This is a genomic window from Streptomyces musisoli (assembly GCF_016741855.1).
Taxonomy (GTDB): Bacteria; Actinomycetota; Actinomycetes; order Streptomycetales; family Streptomycetaceae; genus Streptomyces; species Streptomyces musisoli.
The window spans coordinates 1-19,547 of the sequence record NZ_JAERRH010000045.1 but is presented as its reverse complement, the minus strand read 5'-3'; the positions used below and the strand labels follow the sequence as shown (position 1 = coordinate 19,547).

The window sequence follows — 19,547 nt, the reverse complement described above, 5'->3', positions numbered from 1 at the left end:
CCCTGCTCGGAGACGTGCGCGCGGCGCAGGCGTCCGGCGGGCGGGCGGTCACGGCGATGGAGCGGGCGGACGACTCCTCCGGGGACGACCCGGTGTGGATCGCGCACTTCGACGAGGCATACCTGGCCGACGAGTTGGCGCACTGCCACCGCGATCTCGGGCAGCCCGAGCAGGCGGCGCGGTACGCCGAGCAGTCGCTGGCCGGACATCCCGAGGCCCGGGCCCGCCGGCGCGCCATCGGTTATGTGCTGCTCGCCACGGCCCAGGTGCAGCAGCGCGAGATCGAGCAGGCCTGCAACACGGGTCTGCGGGCGGTGGAGTTGCTGGAGACGCTCCGCTCCAACCGGGGCGCCGAGTACCTGGACGACCTCCAGCAACGCCTGGAGCCCTTCCGGGAGGAGGCGGTGGTACGGGAGTTCGGGGCGCGCCTCGACCTCCAGCAGGCTGCGTGAACACCGGCCCCGCGGAGCGGTGAACAAGCGGGAAACGGCACCCGGCGTGCGCCGGGTGCCATAGAACAGCGTCTCGCGGGGCGGTTCTGTTACTGCTGTCACAGGAAGCAAGATCACGCCCTGAGCTGCGTGGCACCCGGCTCGGGGGACCCGGTAGCGTGACCCGACGATTCACAAGGTCCCCCATTAGTAGGAGTCCCGGTGACGCAGAGTGGACAGGGCGAGGAGCCCTCGGCGCAGCCCGCGCGCGAAGGCATCGTGCTGCCCTCCGACGGAGGCGAGCCCCTGTTGCCGGGCATGACCGGGGCGCCCGCGCCCGCCAACCCGGCCGGGGGGCAGGCCTGGGGCGGTTCCTGGGGCCCCGAGCAGCAGGCGCCCCAGCCCGGCCAGGGCTGGCCCCCGGCCGCGGCCCCGCAGTGGAGCGGCCCCGAGCAGTCCCCGGCCCCGGCGAGCCCCGGCCCGCTGCCCCCGGAAGGCGCCCCGGCCCCGTCGTACGGCGGCCAGGCCCCGGCCTACGGCGGCGAGGCCCCCTCCCACGGCGGCGGAGCCCCCTCCTACGGCGGCGGAGCCTCCTCCTACGGTGGTCACGGCTCCGCCGGCCAGGGCGGCCCCGGCACCTACGGCGCCGCTCAGCAGCCCGCGTACGGCTCGCCTGGCCCTTACCAGCAGCAGCACCAGCAGCCGTACCCGGCGCAGCCCGCCGCCCCGCTGCCGGACGCGTACCCGGCCACCGGCGCCCCGCTGCCCGCCGCTGCCGACGGCGCGACCCAGTACATCCCGCCGGTCCCCGCGGGTCCCGGCGCCTCCGGTGCCCCGGCGGACCAGGACGCCACCCGATACATCCCGCCCGTGCAGGCCGCGCCGGCCGACGGTGCCACCCAGTACATCCCGCCGGTCGCCGCGGGCCCCGGGCACGAGGCGGCCACCCAGTACATACCGCCGGTGACGCCGGGCGCGCTGCCGCCGGAGTCGGGGAGCGAGGAGACGCGGTACCTCGGCCAGGTGCCCCGGCAGGCGGCGCCCGCGCCCTCCGACGCGGAGGCCACGCAGTACATCCCGCCCTACGCCGCCCAGGGGCAGGCGCAGGGGGCGGACCGGTTCCCGCCCGCCGAGTTCGACAACCTCTTCCGCGGCGGGGCGGGCGACGACGGCCCGGCCGGGTCCACCCAGCAGCTCCCGCGCGTCCAGCAGCCGGACGCCTACCCCGGCCCGGCGCAGCCGTCGTACCGCCAGGACCGGTCGTCGTCGTACGACGAGCCGGACGACGACGGCGGGCGGCGCACCGGCCGCTCGCGGGTGCCGCTGATCGCCGCGATCGGCGTCGGCCTGATCGTGGTCGGAGTCGGTGCCGGCGCACTGCTCAGCGGCGGGGGCGGCGAGGACCGCGGCGGCGACAAGGACCAGCCGGTCGCCGCCGCCTCCCCGGCGGTGACGCAGAGCTCCGCCTCGCCCACCGTCGACCCCGCCCGGGAGCAGGCGGTCGAGCTGGACAAGCTGCTCGCGGACAGCGGCAGCAGCCGGGCCTCGGTGATCCAGGCGGTGGCCGACGTCAAGCAGTGCGACAACCTCGGCCAGGCCGCCGGCAACCTGCGGGACGCGGCCCGCCAGCGCAGCGGGCTGGTCACCCGGCTCGGCAAGCTGTCCGTGGACAAGCTGCCGGCCAACGCCGATCTGACGGCCGCGCTGAACAAGGCCTGGCAGGCGTCCGCCGCGGCGGACAACCACTACGCGGCCTGGGCCGACCAGGCCAAGGGCCGCAAGGTCTGCCGCAAGGGGCACGCCCGGACCACCAACGAGACCCAGGCCGGCAACCGGGAGAGCGGCACCGCCAGCGCGCAGAAGACGAAGGCGGCGGCGCTGTGGAACGCGATCGCGCGGAAGTACGGCCTGACCCAGCGCCAGCCCACCCAGCTGTGACGGCCGGCGCGGCCCCGGCGGGCCCCGCCCCAGGGGCCCGTCACGGCACGTCGGCCTGCCCCAGGACCGAGGTCATGTCGGCGACCCCGTCGTCACCGCCGATGCCCTTGCGGGCCGCGACCAGCTTGCCGTCCTGGACCACCTGGAGGGTGACGTGGGCGTTGACCAGCCGGGGGAAGCCGACCCCGGCGAGCTTGCCCTCGTAGGGCCAGTACAGGGTCGGGGTGAGGCCGCCGGTGGAGACCCGCAGGCCGTTGTTGAGGGTGCGCCGCACGGTGTCGGCGCTCACCTCACCGCCGTCGATCTCCTCCAGGGCGGCCTTGAGCACGGTGTAGGCGATCCACGTGGTCTGCACACCGGCGTCGGCGGGGTCGATGCGGTTGTCGCCGAACGCCTCCTCGTTGATCACCTTCTTCATCGGCTCCCAGCGCGGATCGGTGGCGACCGGGTACCAGCTGGTGATGTACGCCCCCTCGTACGGACCCGATGCCCCGCCCGTGGTGTTGATCACCGTCTGGTCGACGCTGCCGAGCACGGTCGCCGTGCGCACGCCCGGATAGCTCGCGCGGGCCCGCCGGAAGGAGTCCATGAAGGTGTCCGTGCGGTCCCCGAGCGCGGGCACCACACAGCCCTTCCGCGTCACGTCCTTGGTGGCGTAGCGCAGCGCCTGGTCGGCCTGGCCGCCGTACTCGGTGGCGTCCTCGGCGGCGAGCTGGTCGTCGGCTTCCGGGTGGCCGCCGGACTTCAGGCCGGAGTCGAGCATCGCGGGCAGCTCGTCGCCGGCGATGCTGTCGGGGCGGACCAGGGTGACGTTGCCGCAGTCGGCCGCGAGGGCCTTGCCGAGGCCGGCCAGGAGGGCGGGCTGGCCGCCGTTGACCGGGTAGGACAGGGCGCCGGTGAACTCGTCGTTGGTGACGCCGTAGCCGCCGATGTAGGGGATGCCGGCGCCCTCCAGCGGGGCGAGGTAGGAGTCGCCGTACTGGCTGTACGACCCGACGACCGCGACCACGTTCTCGCTCGCCGCGCGCCGGGCGCACTTCGCGGCGCCCACGCTGTCGTTCTGGTCGTTGCAGGTCAGGACCTCGAGATCGCGGCCGTCGATACCGCCGTGTGCGTTGATCCACTTGGCGAAGGCGAGGGCCATCGCGGGCATGCCGGGCTTGTTCGTCGCGTCGGTGTCCTGCGGGGCCCAGGTCATCACTTTGATCGGGTCATCCCCGGAGCCCCCCGTGGCACCGGGGATGACCCCGCATGCGGCGGTGAGCGACGCACAGAGGACCACGGCACCTGCGGTGAGGGCGGCGGCCCGGACGGGGCGGAATGGAGCGGGACGTGGGGTGGTGCGCGTGCGTCGCCTGCCGGTCATGGACACACACGATTCCCTCACACCGCGAACCGGTGAGTGACTCTCGGTCAACGAAAGGTGACATGGAGGTGAATTACAGGGGCCGGTGAGACGCGTGGGACGGGGAACGTACGATCGATGACCGTGCAAGGTTCGGAGAACTCTTCCCGTCGCGGCCGTCGCTCCTCCACCATGGGCGGCATGCCCCTGAACGACATGCCGTGGTGGCGGTGGCGCAGCAATGTGCGCTCGGCGCTGCACATGCTCTCCGACCCGGTGTTCCAGCGGGACGTCTGGCTGGCCGGCGCGGACGGCTACGGCGACGTCACGGACGCCGTGTACCGGCTGGTGGAGGACACCTGGCTGGACAACTGGTCGGCGGAGAAGTACGTCGGCACCATATTCCGGGACTCGCAGGAGGCGGCGCTCGTCGACACCGCCGTGCTGCGGGTGCTGCGGATCATGCACCAGGTCGGCCCGGACGCGCCGGTCGCCGTCTACCTGGAGCACGCCGGCTGGCCGGACGCGGTGCAGGCGGCGCGGGACGCGCACGTGCGGATGTCGGTGAGCGACGGGGAGGACCCCGAGGCGCCGCCGAAGAGCCTGGAAGTGCTGCGGATCCTGACGCGGTCCGCGTAGCGGACGGCCGCCCCCGCGAGGGGGGCGGGTGTGGGAACCTTTAGTGCATGACTGAGCAGTCCGCCTCTCCCGCCGCGGCACCGGCCGACCAGTACGTCCTCACGCTGTCCTGCCCGGACAAGCAGGGCATCGTGCACGCCGTGTCCAGCTACCTGTTCATGACCGGCTGCAACATCGAGGACAGCCAGCAGTTCGGCGACCACGACACGGGACTGTTCTTCATGCGCGTCCACTTCTCGGCCGAGGCGCCGGTGACGGTGGACAAGCTGCGGGCGAGCTTCGCCGCGATCGGCGACTCCTTCCACATGGCCTGGCAGATCAACCGGGCCGACCAGAAGATGCGCATCCTGCTCATGGTCAGCAAGTTCGGGCACTGCCTGAACGACCTGCTGTTCCGGGCGCGGATCGGTGCGCTGCCGGTGGAGATCGTGGGCGTGGTGTCGAACCACACCGACTTCCAGGAGCTGGTGGGCTCCTACAACGTTCCCTTCCACCACATCCAGGTCACCAAGGACACCAAGTCGGAGGCCGAGGCCCGGCTGCTGGAGATCGTGCGCGAGGAGCAGGTCGAACTGGTCGTCCTCGCCCGCTACATGCAGGTCCTCTCGGACGACCTGTGCAAGCAGCTCAGCGGCCGGATCATCAACATCCACCACTCGTTCCTGCCGAGTTTCAAGGGCGCCAAGCCGTACCACCAGGCGCATGCGCGGGGTGTGAAGCTGATCGGGGCGACGGCGCACTACGTCACGGCGGACCTGGACGAGGGGCCGATCATCGAGCAGGAGGTCGAGCGGGTCGGGCACGACGTGACGCCGGACCAGCTGGTCGCCGTCGGCCGCGATGTGGAGTGCCAGGCCCTGGCGCGGGCGGTGAAGTGGCACGCGGAGCGGCGCATCCTGCTCAACGGCCGGCGGACGGTGGTGTTCGCGTAGGGGCCCGGCCCCGGGGCGGTGCGCCTACTCGGGCACCGTGAAGTAGCGGGCGAAGGCCGGGACGATGTCGGGCTCGCCGACCCTTCCGTCGCCGTCGGTGTCGAGCGCGGCGGCGGTCGCCTCGGCGATGCCGGCCGGCACGTGCAGCACCCTCAGCAGGCGCGCGGTGTCCGCGAGGTCGACGCGGCCGTCGTCGTCCGTGTCGGCCACCGCCAGGGCCGCGTGCAGGAACGGGCGGGCGATCTCGGCGAAGCGGTCGGGGTTGTCGCGCAGCCGCTTGACCGCGCCGGTGACGAACTCCTCGCGGGTGATGCGCTGGTCCCCGTCCCGGTCGGCGATGCCGGCCATGCCCTGCCAGAACGCCTCCGCGCCGGAGTACAGCGCCTGCCCCTTGTCGGAGCGGGCGGGTACGCCGAACTCGGCGAGCAGCGCCTTGGCCGCCGCGCTGAAGTCCTCGCGGTCGATGTAGCCGTTGCCGTCCTGGTCGAAGCCGGCGAACCGGGCGGCGATCCTGCGCTCGTACTCGGTGCTGACCATGTCTGTTCGGACCGCCTTACGTGAGGGTCGTACGGGAGGGGCTGGCCGTCGGTGGGCCGACCTGGCTGGGAGCGTACGACGCGGGTGGCCGTCGGGCGGCGGAAAACCGGCGACTGTGCCAAGACCGGGGGAATTCTGCGACAACTGTGTGGTCGGGTCGCGGGGACGTGACGGCTGCTCGGGCACGGCTGCTCCGGCTCGGCCGCTCAGGCGGAGAGCGGGTCCGCCTCGTCCGTGGTCGCGGAGTCGAGGTCGGGGCGGACGTCGAAGAGCCGGCGGACGCCGAGCGCGCCGAGGACGCGGTTGACGTGGGAGCCGTCGTCGGCGCCCCGGTCCGGCAGGATCAGCCGCAGCCGGCCCTGGCAGGAGCGGATGAGCCGCCGTGCGGCGATGAGGACGCCGACCCCGCTGGAATCGCAGAAGAAGACGTCGGAGAGGTCCACGACGAGGCTGTGGTGGCCCTCGGCGACGACGTCGTGCACGTGCTGGCGCAGCACCGGTGAGGTCATCAGGTCCAGTTCCCCGGACACCCGGAGCACGGCCCACTCGCCCTGTTCGACGCCGGTCACATTGAATGCCACGGCCACGCCCCTCCGCTCGCCGGTTCTCCCGGAACCGCCCGGAACCGGAAGCAGTTCCTACGTTTCATTCCGCGCGGCTGCCCAGCGGCCGTTCCCTGAAACGTGGCGCGGCAAACGGCGGGCGATCGACAAGGGGCTTGTTTCGGTCACTATCGATCCTGTTCGATCAGAGATGCACGCCTCTCGTGTGAAGTTTGTGTGAAGGGGGCACTATCACCTGCGGCGCTCCCGGGGGCGCACATTGACACAAAGGGGCGTGCGTTGTCGGACGTGCCGACTACATTCGAGGGGACAGGGCCGACAGGCTGGACGGGCCGGACAAGGTGAGGGGAGGGGACAGCATGGCCGGGAAGGACGCACCGCCCCGCTGGGACCGCAAGATGCAACAGCGGCTCGCCCGCGGTGAGGCGGCCGCCCTCGGCGAGCTGTACGACCGGTTCGCCTCCCTCGTGCACAGCCTCGCCCACCGCGTCCTCGGCGACGAGCGGGCCGCCGACGCCGTCACCCGCGAGGTCTTCGCGCACGTCTGGGAGCACCCCGAGACCTACGACCCCAAGCAGGGCCCGCTGCGCTCCTGGGTCGCCGCGGTCACCCACCGGGTCGCCGTGCAGCGGCTGCGGGACCGGGAGGAACGGGAACAGCCGCGGCGCGAGGAGCTGGAGAGCACGGTCCGCCGCGCCTCGGTCGCCGCCCGCGCCGACTTCATCGTCCACTCCATGCCCGCCCCGCTGCGCGCCGCCCTGGATTCGGCCTACTTCCAGCGCCGTGACTACCGCCAGACCGCGGCCGACCTCGGCGTCACCGAGGACGAGGCCCGCCGCCGGCTCCGCCTCGGCCTCCAACTGCTCTCCACCGCCCACGACACAGGCACACCGCCGGGATACCGGGGTGCGGTGTGACGGGCTGGTTCGAGGCACACGACGGCCACGACGGTCACGACGACCGTGAGGGCCGTGCCGGACACGGCGACCGTGACGGATACGACAGCCGTGACGGCCACGACAGCTGGGACGGTGGTGCCGGACACGGCGACCGTGACGGTCGCGGTGGTGGGGTGGGGGACGGCGTCCCGGGCGGTGGCGGCGGCCACGGACCCGTCCCGCGCATACCCACGCCCCGCGCCTCCGTGGAGGACGGCGGGCTTCCGCTGTCCGGCCTCGCCGACCTGGGGGACCTCGCACCCGTGCCGCTCGACCTGTCGCACGACGTCCTGAAGTCGCTGCTCGGCGCCTGGGCGCTGGCCGCCTGCTCGGCGGCGGAGACGGCGGCCGTGGAGGAGCACCTGGGCGGCTGCGGCTCCTGCGCCGACGAGGCCCGCCGGCTGCGCGAGGCGGTCGGCCTGCTGCACCAGCCGGAGAGCCTCGATCTGGACCCCTCGCTGCGCACCCGCGTCCTGGAGAGCTGCCTGGGCCGCCGGCCGCCGCGCATCCCGGTGCCCGACTGGGCGGCGCCGTACGACGCCGAGGCCGCCCGACTGGACGCGCTGCTCCAGGACTTCGGCGACGCGGAGTGGCACGCGCCGGTGCGGTTGCGGTGGTTCGAGGCCGACCTCCCGACGAGCCGTCCCACGACGGTCGCCGGGGTGATCGCGCATCTGCTGGCGGTGGACGGGCTGGTCGCCACGGCGCTCGGCCTGCCGGACCCGCTGGCCGAGGCCGCCGGTGCGGCAGAGCCGGGCACCCTGGGCCCAGCCGGCCGCACGGAGGCGTACTGGCGCGCCTCGCACCTCCCGCCGGCCTCGCCCCACCCTTCGGGCGGGAACGGCCCGCTCCCGCTCCGCTCGGTACGCGGGCCCTGGCGGGAGCAGAGCCACGGCCTGGTGCGGACGGTGTCCTTCACCGGCGGCCACGCGGGCGGACTCACGGTGCCGTACGGCGACTTCTCGCTGCCGCTGCACGACGCGATGCTGGACCGCGCCTTCGAGTGCTGGGTGCACGCCGAGGACATCGCCGAGGCGGTGGACTATCCGTACCCGCCGCCGGCGCCCCGGCACCTCAACCGGATGATCGACCTGGCGGCCCGCCTGCTGCCCACGGTGCTCGCCGGGCGCCGCCGCGCGGGCCTGTCCGAGCCGGGCCGCCGGACCCCGCACCTGGTCCCGGCCGGGGCTCCCGGCCGCAGCCTGCGGCTGGAGATCGAGGGCGCGGCCGGTGGCGAGTGGCTGATCCCCCTGGACTCGCCGGCGGCGGTGGGCTCCGCGGACCTTGAGGTGGCCCATGTGGCCCTGGACGGGGTGGAGTTCTGCCGACTGGCCGCGGGCCACGTGTCGCCGGAGGACGCGGCGGTGGGCCAGGGCGGCGACCGCCGGGCGATCAGGGACGTGCTGTACGCGGCGGCGAGCCTGAGCCGGATGTGAGCGCGGGCGCCGTCGGCCCGCGGTCCCGGGAGCGCCCCGCCCACGGCGACGGCGCGTCCCGGCAGGCGCCCGCCCGCGGTGACGGCGCGTCCCGGCAGGCGCTCGGCCCACGGCGACCGTACGTCCCGGCAGGCGCTGGGCCCGCGGTGACGGCGCGCGCTCCCGGCAGGCTGTCCGTCCACGGCGACCGTACCTACCGGCAGGCGTCCGCCCGCGGTGACGGCGCGCGTCCCGGAGGCGGCCTTACGGCGGCGGCGCGGAGAACCGCTCCCGCAGCTTGTACTTGAGCACCTTGCGCAGGGTGTCGTTGCGGGGCAGGGCGTCCACCACCTCCAGCCGCTCCGGCAGCTTGTGCACGGACAGCCCCTGTGCGCGGAGGAAGGACACGAGTTCCGGCAGGGTCAGCCCGGCGGCCCCCGGCGGCTGCTCGACCACCGCGCAGACCAGCTCGCCGCGTTCGGCGTCCGGCAGCCCGACCACCGCCGAGTCCGCCACCGCCGGGTGCGCGGCCAGCAGGTCCTCTATCTCCTTGGCGGAGATGTTCTCGCCCTTGCGGATGATCACGTCCTTCAGGCGCCCGGTGAGCACCAGATGGCCGGACTCCGTCAGGTGCCCCAGGTCCCCGGTGCGCAGGAAGCCGTCGGCGTCGAAGGCGGCGGCCGTCTGGGCGGGGTCCAGGTAGCCCTGGCACACGGCCTCGCCGCGCAGCCGTATCTCACCGTCGGTGATCCGGATCTCCATGCCGGCCGGCGGCCGGCCCTCGGTCGTGGCCAGGTTCCCGTCGGTGTCCTCCGGGTCCCCCATGGTGATCATCGGGACCTCGGTCATGCCGTAGCCGTGCGTGAGCCGGACGCCCATCTCGCGGGTCACGGCGTGGTACAGCTCGGGCGGCTTGGGCGCGCCGCCGCCCGCGAGCAGCCGGAGGGTCGGGATCACCTTGGCGCCCGGCCGTCTGCGCTGTTCGGCCAGGAAGAGGGAGTAGAAGGCCGTGGACCCGCCGGCCACCGTCACCCCGTGCCGCCGGTACTCCGCCAGCGCGTCCGGCAGCGCGAAGTGCTCGAACATCACCGCCGGGAAGCCGTAGAGCAGGAGCATCACCGTGTAGTCGGGGCCGGCGATGTGGGCGTACGGGAAGGCCACCGAGCCGACGTCGTCGGGGGTGAGGCGCAGGGCGTGCGCCAGGCAGGAGCCGCCCGCGATCAGGGAACGGTCCGTGTGCAGCACGCCCTTGGGGTCGGAGGTGGTGCCCGAGGTCCAGTAGATCCAGCGCACCGAGGTGCCCTCGGCGGGGGGCGGGGGCAGGACGGACGGGTCGCCGTCGGGGAGGGTGTCGTACGCCTCGAAGACGCCCTTGGCGCCGAGGCGGCGGGCCATCTCCGTGTGGTCGTGGCCGCGCCAGACGCCCGGTACGGCGAAGAACTCCGCCTTCGACTCGCGCAGGGCGAAGCCGACCTCCCGGTCCCGGTAGAAGGGGATGACCGGGGACTGCACGGCGCCCAGGCGGGCCAGCGCGAAGGACAGCAGGGCGGTCTCGATGCGGGTGGGCAGCTGCCAGGCGACCACCGTGCCGGGGCGCACACCCATGCCGTACAGGCCCGCCGCGACGCGTTCGGCCCGCGCGCGCAGCTCGCCGAAGGTCAGCCGGCGGCCGGCCTGGAGGAGGACGGGGCGGTCGGGAGTGACGGCGGCGCGGCGGGCGGCCAGCTCCCACAGTGTGCGGGCGGAACTCAGATCGTGCGGGGTCTCGTTCACGGCTGCCCCCTGCTTGGCTGACGACTCGTCAGGTGACATGCTATCTGACGGACCATCAGATAAGCAGTGCCCTGACGGGCACCGTCCGGCGGAGGGGACCCCATGGCGACCGAACTGCCCCGCATCATCAGCGTCGACGACCACGTGATCGAGCCCGCCCACCTCTTCGACACCTGGCTGCCCGCCAGGTACCGGGACCGCGGTCCCCGGCCGCTGACCGCCGGCATCGGGGAACTGGCCTACGTCGGCGGCAAGTACCAGATCACCATGGACCCGCAGGGCCCTCCGACCGACTGGTGGATCTACGAGGACCTGAAGTTCCCGTACAAACGGAACATCGCCGCCGTCGGCTTCGACCGGGACGAGATGACCCTGGAGGGCATCACCCGGGAGCAGATGCGGCGCGGCTGCTGGGACCCCAAGGCCCGGCTGGAGGACATGGACCTCAACCACGTCGAGGCCAGCCTCTGCTTCCCGACCTTCCCCCGCTTCTGCGGGCAGACCTTCGCCGAGGCCCACGACAAGGAGGTCGCCCTCGCCTGCGTGCGCGCCTACAACGACTGGATGGTGGAGGAGTGGTGCGGGGACAGCGGCGGCCGGCTGATCCCGCTGTGCCTGATCCCGCTGTGGGACGTGGAGCTGGCCGTCGCCGAGATCCGGCGCAACGCCGCCCGCGGGGTGCGGGCCGTCACCTTCTCCGAGATCCCCACGTATCTCGGGCTGCCCTCCATCCACTCCGGCTACTGGGACCCGTTCTTCGCCGTCTGCCAGGAGACCGGCACGGTCGTCAACATGCACATCGGCAGCAGCTCCCAGATGCCCGCCGCCTCCCCGGACGCGCCGCCCGCCGTCCAGGCGTCCCTGAGCTTCAACAACGCGATGGCCTCGATGATGGACTACCTCTTCAGCGGGGTCCTGGTGAAGTTCCCGCGGCTGAAGCTCGCCTACTCCGAGGGGCAGATGGGCTGGATCCCGTACGCCCTGGAGCGCGCCGACGACGTGTGGGAGGAGCACCGCGCCTGGGGCGGGGTGAGGGACCTGATCCCCGAGCCGCCGTCGACGTACTACTACCGGCAGATCTTCTGCTGCTTCTTCCGCGACAAGCACGGTGTCGCGTCCCTGGACGTCGTCGGCCGCGACAACGCCACCTTCGAGACCGACTACCCGCACGTCGACTCGACCTTCCCGCACACCAAGGAGGTCGCACTCGATCATGTGAAGGGCCTGGACGACGAGACCGTGCACAAGCTGATGCGGGGCAACGCCATCCGCATGCTGGGCCTGGACCTCGACAACTGATGGACCTGTCGTACACGCCCGAGGAGGAGGAGTTCCGCGCCCGGCTGCGCGAGTGGCTCACCAAGGCGCTGCCCACCCTGCCCGCCAAGCCGTCCCCGGACGACTGGCCCGGCCGCCGCGCCTACGACCTCGGCTGGCAGCGGATGCTGTACGACGCCGGGTACGCCGCCGTCCACTGGGACGCCGCCCCGACCCTGCGGCTGATCTTCCTGGAGGAGACCGAGCGGGCCGGCGCGCCCTACGTGGGCGCCAACTTCGTCGGGCTGCTGCACGCCGGGCCGACCATCGCCGCCGAGGGCACCCCCGCGCAGCGGGCGCGCTGGCTGCCGCCGATCCTGCGCGGCGAGCAGGTGTGGTGCCAGGGGTTCAGCGAACCGGACGCCGGCTCCGACCTCGCGTCGCTGCGCACGCGCGCGCGGAGGGACGGCGACGCCTACGTGGTGACCGGGTCCAAGATCTGGACCTCGCACGCCGAGGTCGCCGACTGGTGCGAGCTGCTGGTCCGCACCGACCCGGACGCGCCCCGCCACCGGGGCATCACCTGGCTCGCGATGCCCATGGACGCCGACGGGATCACCGTCCGGCCGCTGCGCACGCTCGCCGGGTCGGCGGAGTTCGCCGAGGTGTTCCTCGACGAGGTGCGGGTGCCGGTCGCCAACCGGGTGGGCGAGGAGAACGACGGCTGGCGGGTCACCATGGTCACCCTCTCCTTCGAGCGGGGCACCGCCTTCGTCGGCGAGGTCGTCGCCTGCCGCCGCGTCCTCGGCGAACTCGCCCGCGAGGCCCGCGGGAACGGGCGCTGGGACGACCCGGCGCTGCGCCGCCGGCTGGGCCGGCTCGACGCGGAGTTCCGGGCACTGTGGCGGCTGACCCAGTGGAACGTCAGCGAGGCGGAGGCGAGCGGCGGGGTGCCGGGCGTCGGCGGCTCGGTCTTCAAGCTCCGCTACTCGCACGCCCGGCAGGAGCTGTACGACACCGCCGCCGAGATCCTCGGCCCGGGCGCCCTCGACCTGGACCGGCCCTGGGTGCTGGACCGGCTGTCCTCGCTGTCGTACACCATCGCCGCCGGCACCTCGCAGATCCAGCGCGGCATCGTGGCCGAGCGGATCCTCGGCCTGCCCAGAGGGAGATGAACGTGCGGTTCCGACTCACGGACGACCAGCGGGCGCTGCGCGCGGGGGTACGGGAACTGCTGGCCCGGTGCTTCGGACGGGAGGCACTGCGCGCCGCCGTCGGGGCGCCGGGCCGGCTGGACCGGACGCTGTGGCGGATCCTCGGAGAGGCGGGCTTCTTCGCGCTGCGGCTGCCCGAGGCGGACGGCGGCGTCGGACTGGGGCTGCCGGAGGCCGTGCTGGCCTTCGAGGAGGCGGGCCGGGCGCTGCTGCCCGGGCCGCTCGTGGCCACGCATCTCGCGGCCGGCGGCGTGCCCGGCGCGGCGCACGGGGAGACGGTCGTGGTGGCCGTCGACGGGGAGCTGGCGGAGTGGCTGGACGCGGCGGACGTCGTCCGGGGGGACGCCTCCGGTGCCGTGCCCCTGAGGTCGGTGGACCCCCTCACACCGCTGCACCGCCTGCCCGGCCCCGGCATCCCGGACCCTGCCGCGGGCGGCCCGGACCCCGTCGCCGTGCTCCTCACCGCCGCCGAGCAGCTGGGCACGGCCGGACGGGTGTGCGAGCTGGCCGTGGAACACGCCCGGACGCGTGAGCAGTTCGGACGGCCGATCGGTGCCTTCCAGGCCGTCCAGCATCTGTGCGCGGACCTGCTGGTGCGGACCGAGACCGCACGTGCCGCCGTCTACGCCGCCGCCGTGACCGCCGGCCCCGCCGACATCGCCGCCGCCCGGCTGCTCGCCGACGAGGCAGCGGTGCGCGGGGCCCGCGACTGCCTCCAGGTGCACGGCGGCATGGGGTTCACCTGGGAGGCGGACGTCCACCTGCACCTGAAGCGGGCCTGGGTGCGGGCGCAGCGTGCCGGGGGAGGCGCACAGGGTGAGGAGTTGCTCGCCGCCGTCCTGGCGGGCTGAGCCGCCGGCGGCCCGCCGGGCCGTGACTCCGGAAAAGCCTTGGCCCACGATGTCGCGGATCGTGGCGAACCGGAATCACGGAGCGTTGATATCCGGTTGTGTCCTTACTGGGACTCGTCACGGCCCGGAGTCGGGTACCCGCTCCGGTACCTTGTGGTGGATGCGAGTGGCTGCGCGTACGAGCCGGGCCGGCGATGCCCCTGGGGCGATGCCGGGCCGCGCGGTGCGCGCCGCTGCTCGCGGGGCGGTCAGGGCCGTTGCCCCCGCCTGTTCGACTCCCCGGCACGAGCGTCGCACAGTATGCCCTACGCGTACTCCTTCGCGCGGGAATATGCCTGAAGCGCTTGTTGGGGTGACTGTACGTCAACCATGCTGTCTCGCAAGGGAGTCACGGTCCGTGACCCTTGCTCTGGCCGTTGTCCAGGCCATGCAGAGAATGGCTACGATCGTGGCCCTCGTCGTGATCGTCGCCGCGGCCGACGCCGTGGCGCGAGAGCGGCGCGGCGTCATGTGTCCGCCGGTTCGGATGGTGTGAGCGGTGCAGGTGCTTCAAGTGCAGCTGGAGATCCGGCCCGACCCCACGGAGGTGGGGCGGGCCCGGAGGTGGGCCCGCTCGCGGCTCGCCGGGTCGGGGATAACGGCCGACGAGCCGTTGGCCGAGACCCTGATCCTGCTCGTCTCCGAGCTGGTGACGAACGCCGTGGTGCACACCGGCCGGCCCGCCGTGCTGCGGCTCTGCCTGCCGGGCACGGCGGCGGGGAACGACGCGCCGGCCCCGGTGCGGGTCGAGGTGGCCGACAACAGCTCCCGCGCGCCCGTGCCCCGCTGCGTGGACGGTGACGCCACCGGCGGCCGTGGCCTCGCCCTCGTGGACTGTCTCGCCGACCGCTGGGGCTGGAGCCCCGAGGGCGCCGGCAAGAACATCTGGTGCGAACTGGACCGCTGTTCACCGTCCCGGGGAAGCGCGGCGACGGCGTACGGGGGCGGCCTTTCCGCGTACGAGGATCTCGCCTTCGAAGCGGTGTAGCGGCCCGCGGCCCCGGTGCGCCGGGGGTGCAACCGTGCGCGGGCGCCGCGAACACGGTGCCGCAACACGTACGCGCCGCGGCGTTGACGTCCCACGGGCACCTGATCAGTCTGGTGGGCGTCGATTCGCCGCGAGGGGACGGCGAGGGCGCCCGGCTGCCGGTGGTCCTCGTCGAGTGTGGGTCGCATCGGGCGGCGGCGCGTGCGCGTGAAGGGGGGAGCCGCGCCGCCGGCCGCACTCCTCGCGCGGCCCTTCAGAGAATCGCCACCGGCGCCACGGGCGTCCCCGTCGCGCCGACGAACGGCTCGGGCATCGCCGACAGCAGGAACGCGTACCGCCCCGTCTCTCCACAGGCTGTGGACAACTCTTCGAGATTCCAGTTCTGGCCCTGAAGCATCCCCATCTCCACCAGATGCAGGGCGTGCACGGGCAGCCACAGATTCTCCGTCTCGGGCGGAAATATCTCAAAAGTGAGCGTGTCGTTCGCGACCGCGGCCACATCGCGCGCGTGGAACCACTCCGGGCAGCGCACCGAGAGCCCCGGCGACGGATAGCCGTACCCGTGCTTGTCCCCGGCCAGGTACACCTGCGTCTGCCCGGTGCGCACCAGCACGATGTCACCGGACCGCACCCGGACCCGGCCGAACTCCTCGGCCGCCGCGAGATCCTCCGGCGTCACCGCGTGGCCTCCCGCCAGCCGGGCCACGCCACGCGCGCGTGCCACGTCCAGCAGCACCCCGCGCGAGACCAGGTGCCGCACCTTGTCGATACCGCCGAACTCGGCGCCGCCGTGCGCGGTGACCGTCCGCGCCGGGCGCCCGTTGTAGAGCTTCCCGGAGTGCGAGACATGGGTCAGCGCGTCCCAGTGGGTGCCGGCCTGGAGTCCCATGGTCACCACGTCGTCGCTGCACGCGACCGTGCCCGGACCGAACAGCTCCTGGTTGACCTGCACCATCGCGTGCAGCGGGTTGACCCGGCCCGGGATCATCCCCGTCTGCACGCCGTCCTGCCGCAGCGGGAGGGCGAGGGGGACGCGATGCCCGGTGCGCACCTCGCCGGCGGCCGCGCGCACGACCTCGTCCGTGACCAGGTTCAGCGTGCCGATCTCGTCGTCGGCGCCCCAGCGCCCCCAGTTGTTCACGCGCCCCGCGATCTCGTGGAACTCCTCCGGCAGTGCCATCCGGTGCCTCCCCGGGGCTTGTGTCCGTGCGTCCGACGGGCCATAAAATCTAACGGACCGTCAGAAACCGCGGGAAGGGGCCGGGCGTGGGGAACTTCTTGGCAGGCAAGGTCGTCGCCGTGACCGGTGCCGGGCGCGGGATCGGACGGGCGGTCGCGCTGGCCGCGGCGGCCGAGGGGGCGAAGGTCGTCGTCAACGACTACGGCGTCGCGGTGGACGGCGCCTCGCCCACGAGCGAGGTCGCCGAGGCCGTCGCCAAGGAGATCGAGGCGGCGGGCGGCGCGGCCGTCGCGGTCGCCGACGACATCTCCACCATGGCGGGCGGCCGGCGGGTCGTGGACACGGCGGTGGAGGCCTACGGCCGTGTCGACGGCGTCGTGTGCGTGGCGGGCATCCTGCGCGAGCGGATGCTGTTCAACATGACCGAGGAGGAGTGGGACCCGGTCGTCGCGACCCACCTGAAGGGCACGTTCACCGTGTTCCGGGCCGCCTCCGCCGTCATGCGCAAGCAGGGGTCGGGCACCCTCATCGGCTTCACCAGCGGCAACCACCAGGGCTCCGTCTCCCAGGCCAACTACAGCGCGGCCAAGGGCGGCGTCATCTCGCTCGTGCGGAGCGCGGCGCTCGGCCTGCACAAGTACGGGGTGACCGCGAACGCGGTGGCGCCGGTGGCGCGTACGCGGATGTCGGCGAACGTGCCGATGGCCCTGGCGGAGAACGGGGAGCCGGAGGACGTGGCCGCGCTGGTGGTGTACCTGCTGTCCGAGCGGGCTGCCGCGCAGGGCATCACCGGGCAGGTGTACACGATCGTCGGGCCGAAGATCGCGGTGTGGGCGCAGCCGAGGGAACTGCGCTCGGCGTATGCGTCCGGTGGGTGGACGCCGGAGGCGATCGCGGAGTTCCTGCCGGGGTCGGTGGGGGTGGATCCGATGCCGATGCTTGCGCAGGTGGCGGCGATGGAGGAGGCGGCGCGGGGTGGGGGGCGGCCGAACGCCCACTAGCCCGGGTGCGTTCGCCGTCCGGCGGCTGCGGGTCCGTGGTGGCTGTTCGCGCAGTTCCCCGCGCCCCTTCGGGGGTGTTGCCGCGCGTGGCTTGGTGCGGGTTCGTGGTGGCTTGTCGCGCGGTTCCCCGTGCCCCTTCCAGGGCGTTTCAGCGCATCCCGCGATCGAGTGGAGGCGGTCGGTATGGAGTTCGGGTTCAGCGAAGAGGACGAGGCGTTCCGGGGCGAGGTCCGCGGCTGGCTTGCCGCGCACGTCGACTCCACGATGCGTCGGCGTACCTGGGAACGCACGCTGGGCAAAGCCGGCTGGATAGGCCTCGGCTGGCCGGAGTCGGGATACGGCAACCGAACCGCCGGTCTCACCCAGCAGGTCGTCTGGGCCGAGGAGTACGCCCTGGCCAAGGCGCCCCCGCGCTCCGGGCACATCGGCGAGAATCTGCTCGGGCCGACGCTGGTCGCACACGGCACCCCCGAGCAGAAGTCGCGCTTCCTGCCCCCGATCGCCGCCGGCGAGGAACTGTGGTGCCAGGGGTACAGCGAGCCGGGCGCCGGCTCCGACCTGGCCGGCGTGCGGACGGTGGCCGTGCGGGACGGCGCGGACTACCGGATCAGCGGGCAGAAGATCTGGACCTCGCTCGCCCACGAGGCCGACTGGTGTTTCGTGCTGGCCCGGACCGACCCGGACGAGCGCCGGCACCGCGGACTGAGCTTTCTGCTCGTACCCATGGACCAGCCCGGCCGGATCGAGGTGCGTCCCATCCGGCAGCTGACCGGGACGAGCGAGTTCAACGAGGTCTTCTTCGACGGGGCACGCGCACGCGTGGAGCACGTGGTCGGGGAAGCGGGACAGGGCTGGCGGGTGGCGATGAGCCTGCTGGGGTTCGAGCGCGGGGTGTCGACGCTGGCCCAGCAGATCGGGTTCGCCGCGGAGCTGGCGGGGATCGTCGCGACGGCCGTCGAGACCGGGGCCGTACGGGACCCCGTGCTGCGCGCCCGGCTTGTGCGGCAGTGGGCCGAACTGCGCGCCATGCGCTTCAACGCCCTGCGCACGCTGGGCGGCACCGGCGACCCCGGCGCGCCCAGCGTGGCCAAGCTGCTGTGGGCGAACTGGCACCAGCGGCTGGGCGAGCTGGCCGTCGAGATCAGGGGCGCGGGTGCGGCCGCCGGGCCCGTGGACTGGTCGGCCTCGTCGCCGTACGAGATCGACGCGGCCCAGCACCTGTTCCTGTTCAGCCGGGCCGACACGATCTACGGCGGCTCGGACCAGATCCAGCGCACGATCATCGCCGAGCGCGTGCTCGGTCTGCCGGGAGAGCCGAAGGGGGCCGTGTGATGCGTGGTGTGGTGTTCGACGGCAGACAGGTCCGGGTCGTCGACGACCTGGCGGTACGGCAGCCGGGGCCGGGTGAGGTGCTGGTCGCGGTCGCGGCCGCCGGGCTGTGCCACAGCGACCTGTCGGTGGTGGACGGCACCATCCCGTTCCCGGCGCCGGTGGTGCTGGGCCATGAGGGCGCAGGGGTCGTGGAGGCGGTGGGCGCGGGTGTCACGCATGTCGCGCCCGGCGACCACGTGGCCCTGTCCACGCTCGCCAGCTGCGGGACGTGCGCGGAGTGCGACCGGGGGTGGCCGACCATGTGCCGGCAGGCGATCGGGCGCCCGGGGAAGCCGTTCACGCGAGGCACGGACCCGGTGTACCAGTTCGCGGCCAACTCGGCCTTCGCGGAACGTACGGTCGTCAAGGCCGTGCAGGCGGTGCGGATCCCCGAGGACATCCCCCTGCCGTCCGCCGCGCTGATCGGGTGCGGGGTGCTGACGGGGGTCGGCGCGGTGCTGAACCGGGCGCGGGTGGACCGCGGGGACAGCGTGGTCGTCATCGGCACGGGCGGGATCGGGCTGAACGTCCTCCAGGGGGCGCGGCTCGCGGGGGCGCTGGAGATCGTGGCCGTGGACGCCAATCCGGACAAGGAGGCGGTGGCCCGGCAGTTCGGCGCGACCGACTTCCTCACGTCGGTGGAGGGCGTACGGGGCATCCTGCCGACCGGAGCCGACCACGTCTTCGAGTGCGTCGGGCGGGTGGAGCTGATCCGGCAGGCCGTCGACCTGCTCGACCGGCGCGGCCAGGCGATCCTGCTCGGGGTGCCCCCGGCCACCGCCGAGGCGTCGTTCCTGGTCTCCTCCCTCTTCCTGGACAAGTCGATCCTCGGCTGCCGCTACGGCTCCTCGCGCCCCCAGCGGGACATCGCCCTGTACGCCGGGCTGTACCGCCGAGGACGCCTGCTGCTGGACGAGTTGGTGTCGGCCGTCTACCCGGTGGAGGACTTCGAGAAGGCGCGGACGGACGCGGAGGCGGGCCGGGTGGCACGGGCGGTGCTCACGTTCTGAAGCGGCCGGGCAGGGTGGCACGGCGGTGCTCGCATTCTGGAGCGGCCGGGCCGGGTGGCATGGCGGTGCTCGTGTTCTGGAGCGGTCGGGCCGGGTGGCGCGGTGGTGTTCGTGGTCTGGAGCGG

Annotated in this window: 19 protein-coding genes; 14 read left to right on the top strand and 5 right to left on the bottom strand. The window is 73.3% G+C overall.

Annotation, left to right across the window (positions count from 1 at the left end):
* On the top strand, positions 1-452 hold a 452-nt coding region (locus JK361_RS39505), incomplete at its 5' end, for an NsdA family TPR-like regulatory protein (RefSeq protein ID WP_504739921.1).
* A gap of 201 nt (positions 453-653) precedes the next feature.
* A complete protein-coding gene (locus JK361_RS39500) occupies positions 654-2,369 on the top strand; it encodes a hypothetical protein (RefSeq protein ID WP_201827791.1) in 1,716 nt (571 codons plus the stop codon).
* A 40-nt stretch (positions 2,370-2,409) separates the two neighbouring features.
* On the opposite strand, the gene JK361_RS39495 is transcribed toward JK361_RS39500, so the two are convergent.
* Positions 2,410-3,735, bottom strand: a complete 1,326-nt coding sequence (locus tag JK361_RS39495) for an ABC transporter substrate-binding protein (protein ID WP_201827788.1) — start codon at positions 3,733-3,735, stop codon at positions 2,410-2,412.
* A 117-nt stretch (positions 3,736-3,852) separates the two neighbouring features.
* On the opposite strand from JK361_RS39495, the gene JK361_RS39490 reads away from it, so the two are divergent.
* Both JK361_RS39490 and purU read left to right on the top strand, forming a co-directional pair.
* Positions 3,853-4,353, top strand: a complete 501-nt coding sequence (locus JK361_RS39490) for an SCO4402 family protein (RefSeq protein WP_201827786.1) — start codon at positions 3,853-3,855, stop codon at positions 4,351-4,353.
* A 47-nt stretch (positions 4,354-4,400) separates the two neighbouring features.
* Entirely contained in the window at positions 4,401-5,285 is an 885-nt protein-coding gene (gene purU / locus JK361_RS39485; RefSeq protein WP_201827782.1) for a formyltetrahydrofolate deformylase, read from the top strand.
* Positions 5,286-5,309: 24 nt separating this feature from the next.
* Here purU and JK361_RS39480 read toward each other — a convergent pair whose 3' ends face one another.
* Both JK361_RS39480 and JK361_RS39475 read right to left on the bottom strand, forming a co-directional pair.
* On the bottom strand, positions 5,310-5,822 hold the full coding sequence (locus tag JK361_RS39480; protein ID WP_201827778.1) for an EF-hand domain-containing protein: 513 nt from the start codon (positions 5,820-5,822) through the stop codon (positions 5,310-5,312).
* A 206-nt stretch (positions 5,823-6,028) separates the two neighbouring features.
* Positions 6,029-6,409 (bottom strand): STAS domain-containing protein, encoded by a 381-nt coding sequence (locus JK361_RS39475; RefSeq protein ID WP_201827776.1) that lies wholly within the window; start codon positions 6,407-6,409, stop codon positions 6,029-6,031.
* 335 nt (positions 6,410-6,744) lie between these two features.
* On the opposite strand from JK361_RS39475, the gene JK361_RS39470 reads away from it, so the two are divergent.
* Positions 6,745-7,302 carry a sigma-70 family RNA polymerase sigma factor gene (locus JK361_RS39470; RefSeq protein WP_201827773.1) on the top strand — a complete coding sequence of 186 codons (558 nt, stop codon included), beginning with the start codon at positions 6,745-6,747 and terminating at the stop codon, positions 7,300-7,302.
* Positions 7,299-8,759, top strand: a complete 1,461-nt coding sequence (locus JK361_RS39465; RefSeq protein WP_372448788.1) for a zf-HC2 domain-containing protein — start codon at positions 7,299-7,301, stop codon at positions 8,757-8,759. Before JK361_RS39470 ends, JK361_RS39465 begins: the two co-directional genes overlap by 4 nt.
* A 243-nt stretch (positions 8,760-9,002) precedes the next feature.
* Here the strand turns inward: JK361_RS39465 and JK361_RS39460 are convergent, their stop codons facing one another.
* On the bottom strand, positions 9,003-10,511 hold the full coding sequence (locus JK361_RS39460; RefSeq protein ID WP_201827769.1) for a class I adenylate-forming enzyme family protein: 1,509 nt from the start codon (positions 10,509-10,511) through the stop codon (positions 9,003-9,005).
* A 102-nt stretch (positions 10,512-10,613) separates the two neighbouring features.
* Here JK361_RS39460 and JK361_RS39455 point away from each other — a divergent pair, with 102 nt between their 5' ends.
* The 5 genes from JK361_RS39455 to JK361_RS39435 all read left to right on the top strand — a co-directional run bounded on the left by JK361_RS39455 (position 10,614) and on the right by JK361_RS39435 (position 14,860).
* Positions 10,614-11,810: an amidohydrolase family protein gene (locus tag JK361_RS39455; RefSeq protein WP_201827762.1), complete on the top strand. Its 1,197-nt coding sequence runs from the start codon at positions 10,614-10,616 to the stop codon at positions 11,808-11,810.
* Positions 11,810-12,943: an acyl-CoA dehydrogenase family protein gene (locus JK361_RS39450; protein ID WP_201827758.1), complete on the top strand. Its 1,134-nt coding sequence runs from the start codon at positions 11,810-11,812 to the stop codon at positions 12,941-12,943. Before JK361_RS39455 ends, JK361_RS39450 begins: the two co-directional genes overlap by 1 nt.
* 2 nt (positions 12,944-12,945) lie before the next feature.
* Complete coding sequence (locus JK361_RS39445) at positions 12,946-13,833, top strand: acyl-CoA dehydrogenase family protein (protein WP_201827755.1); 888 nt, start codon at positions 12,946-12,948, stop codon at positions 13,831-13,833.
* A gap of 397 nt (positions 13,834-14,230) precedes the next feature.
* Positions 14,231-14,368, top strand: coding sequence for a hypothetical protein (locus JK361_RS39440; RefSeq protein ID WP_201827751.1), 138 nt, complete (start codon positions 14,231-14,233; stop codon positions 14,366-14,368).
* Between the two features lie 18 nt (positions 14,369-14,386).
* Positions 14,387-14,860, top strand: a complete 474-nt coding sequence (locus JK361_RS39435; protein WP_201827793.1) for an ATP-binding protein — start codon at positions 14,387-14,389, stop codon at positions 14,858-14,860.
* Between the two features lie 253 nt (positions 14,861-15,113).
* On the opposite strand, the gene JK361_RS39430 is transcribed toward JK361_RS39435, so the two are convergent.
* Positions 15,114-16,040, bottom strand: coding sequence for a cyclase family protein (locus JK361_RS39430; RefSeq protein WP_201827747.1), 927 nt, complete (start codon positions 16,038-16,040; stop codon positions 15,114-15,116).
* 86 nt (positions 16,041-16,126) lie between these two features.
* On the opposite strand from JK361_RS39430, the gene JK361_RS39425 reads away from it, so the two are divergent.
* From JK361_RS39425 to JK361_RS39415, 3 genes are all read left to right on the top strand, one after another.
* Complete coding sequence (locus JK361_RS39425; protein ID WP_201827744.1) at positions 16,127-17,041, top strand: SDR family NAD(P)-dependent oxidoreductase; 915 nt, start codon at positions 16,127-16,129, stop codon at positions 17,039-17,041.
* Positions 17,042-17,224: 183 nt separating this feature from the next.
* Positions 17,225-18,373 carry an acyl-CoA dehydrogenase family protein gene (locus JK361_RS39420; RefSeq protein ID WP_201827741.1) on the top strand — a complete coding sequence of 383 codons (1,149 nt, stop codon included), beginning with the start codon at positions 17,225-17,227 and terminating at the stop codon, positions 18,371-18,373.
* On the top strand, positions 18,373-19,422 hold the full coding sequence (locus JK361_RS39415; protein ID WP_201827738.1) for a Zn-dependent alcohol dehydrogenase: 1,050 nt from the start codon (positions 18,373-18,375) through the stop codon (positions 19,420-19,422). The genes JK361_RS39420 and JK361_RS39415 overlap by 1 nt, the downstream gene beginning before the upstream one ends.
* The last annotated feature ends 125 nt before the right edge of the window (positions 19,423-19,547 follow it).

Coding starts and splice junctions, on each gene's coding strand:
- JK361_RS39480 (WP_201827778.1), bottom strand. CDS start 5,822: ATGGTCAGCACCGAGTACGAGCGCAGGATCGCCGCCCGGTTCGCCGGC.
- JK361_RS39420 (WP_201827741.1), top strand. CDS start 17,225: ATGGAGTTCGGGTTCAGCGAAGAGGACGAGGCGTTCCGGGGCGAGGTC.
- JK361_RS39495 (WP_201827788.1), bottom strand. CDS start 3,735: ATGACCGGCAGGCGACGCACGCGCACCACCCCACGTCCCGCTCCATTC.
- JK361_RS39490 (WP_201827786.1), top strand. CDS start 3,853: ATGACCGTGCAAGGTTCGGAGAACTCTTCCCGTCGCGGCCGTCGCTCC.
- JK361_RS39470 (WP_201827773.1), top strand. CDS start 6,745: ATGGCCGGGAAGGACGCACCGCCCCGCTGGGACCGCAAGATGCAACAG.
- JK361_RS39455 (WP_201827762.1), top strand. CDS start 10,614: ATGGCGACCGAACTGCCCCGCATCATCAGCGTCGACGACCACGTGATC.
- JK361_RS39430 (WP_201827747.1), bottom strand. CDS start 16,040: ATGGCACTGCCGGAGGAGTTCCACGAGATCGCGGGGCGCGTGAACAAC.
- JK361_RS39450 (WP_201827758.1), top strand. CDS start 11,810: ATGGACCTGTCGTACACGCCCGAGGAGGAGGAGTTCCGCGCCCGGCTG.
- purU (WP_201827782.1), top strand. CDS start 4,401: ATGACTGAGCAGTCCGCCTCTCCCGCCGCGGCACCGGCCGACCAGTAC.
- JK361_RS39415 (WP_201827738.1), top strand. CDS start 18,373: ATGCGTGGTGTGGTGTTCGACGGCAGACAGGTCCGGGTCGTCGACGAC.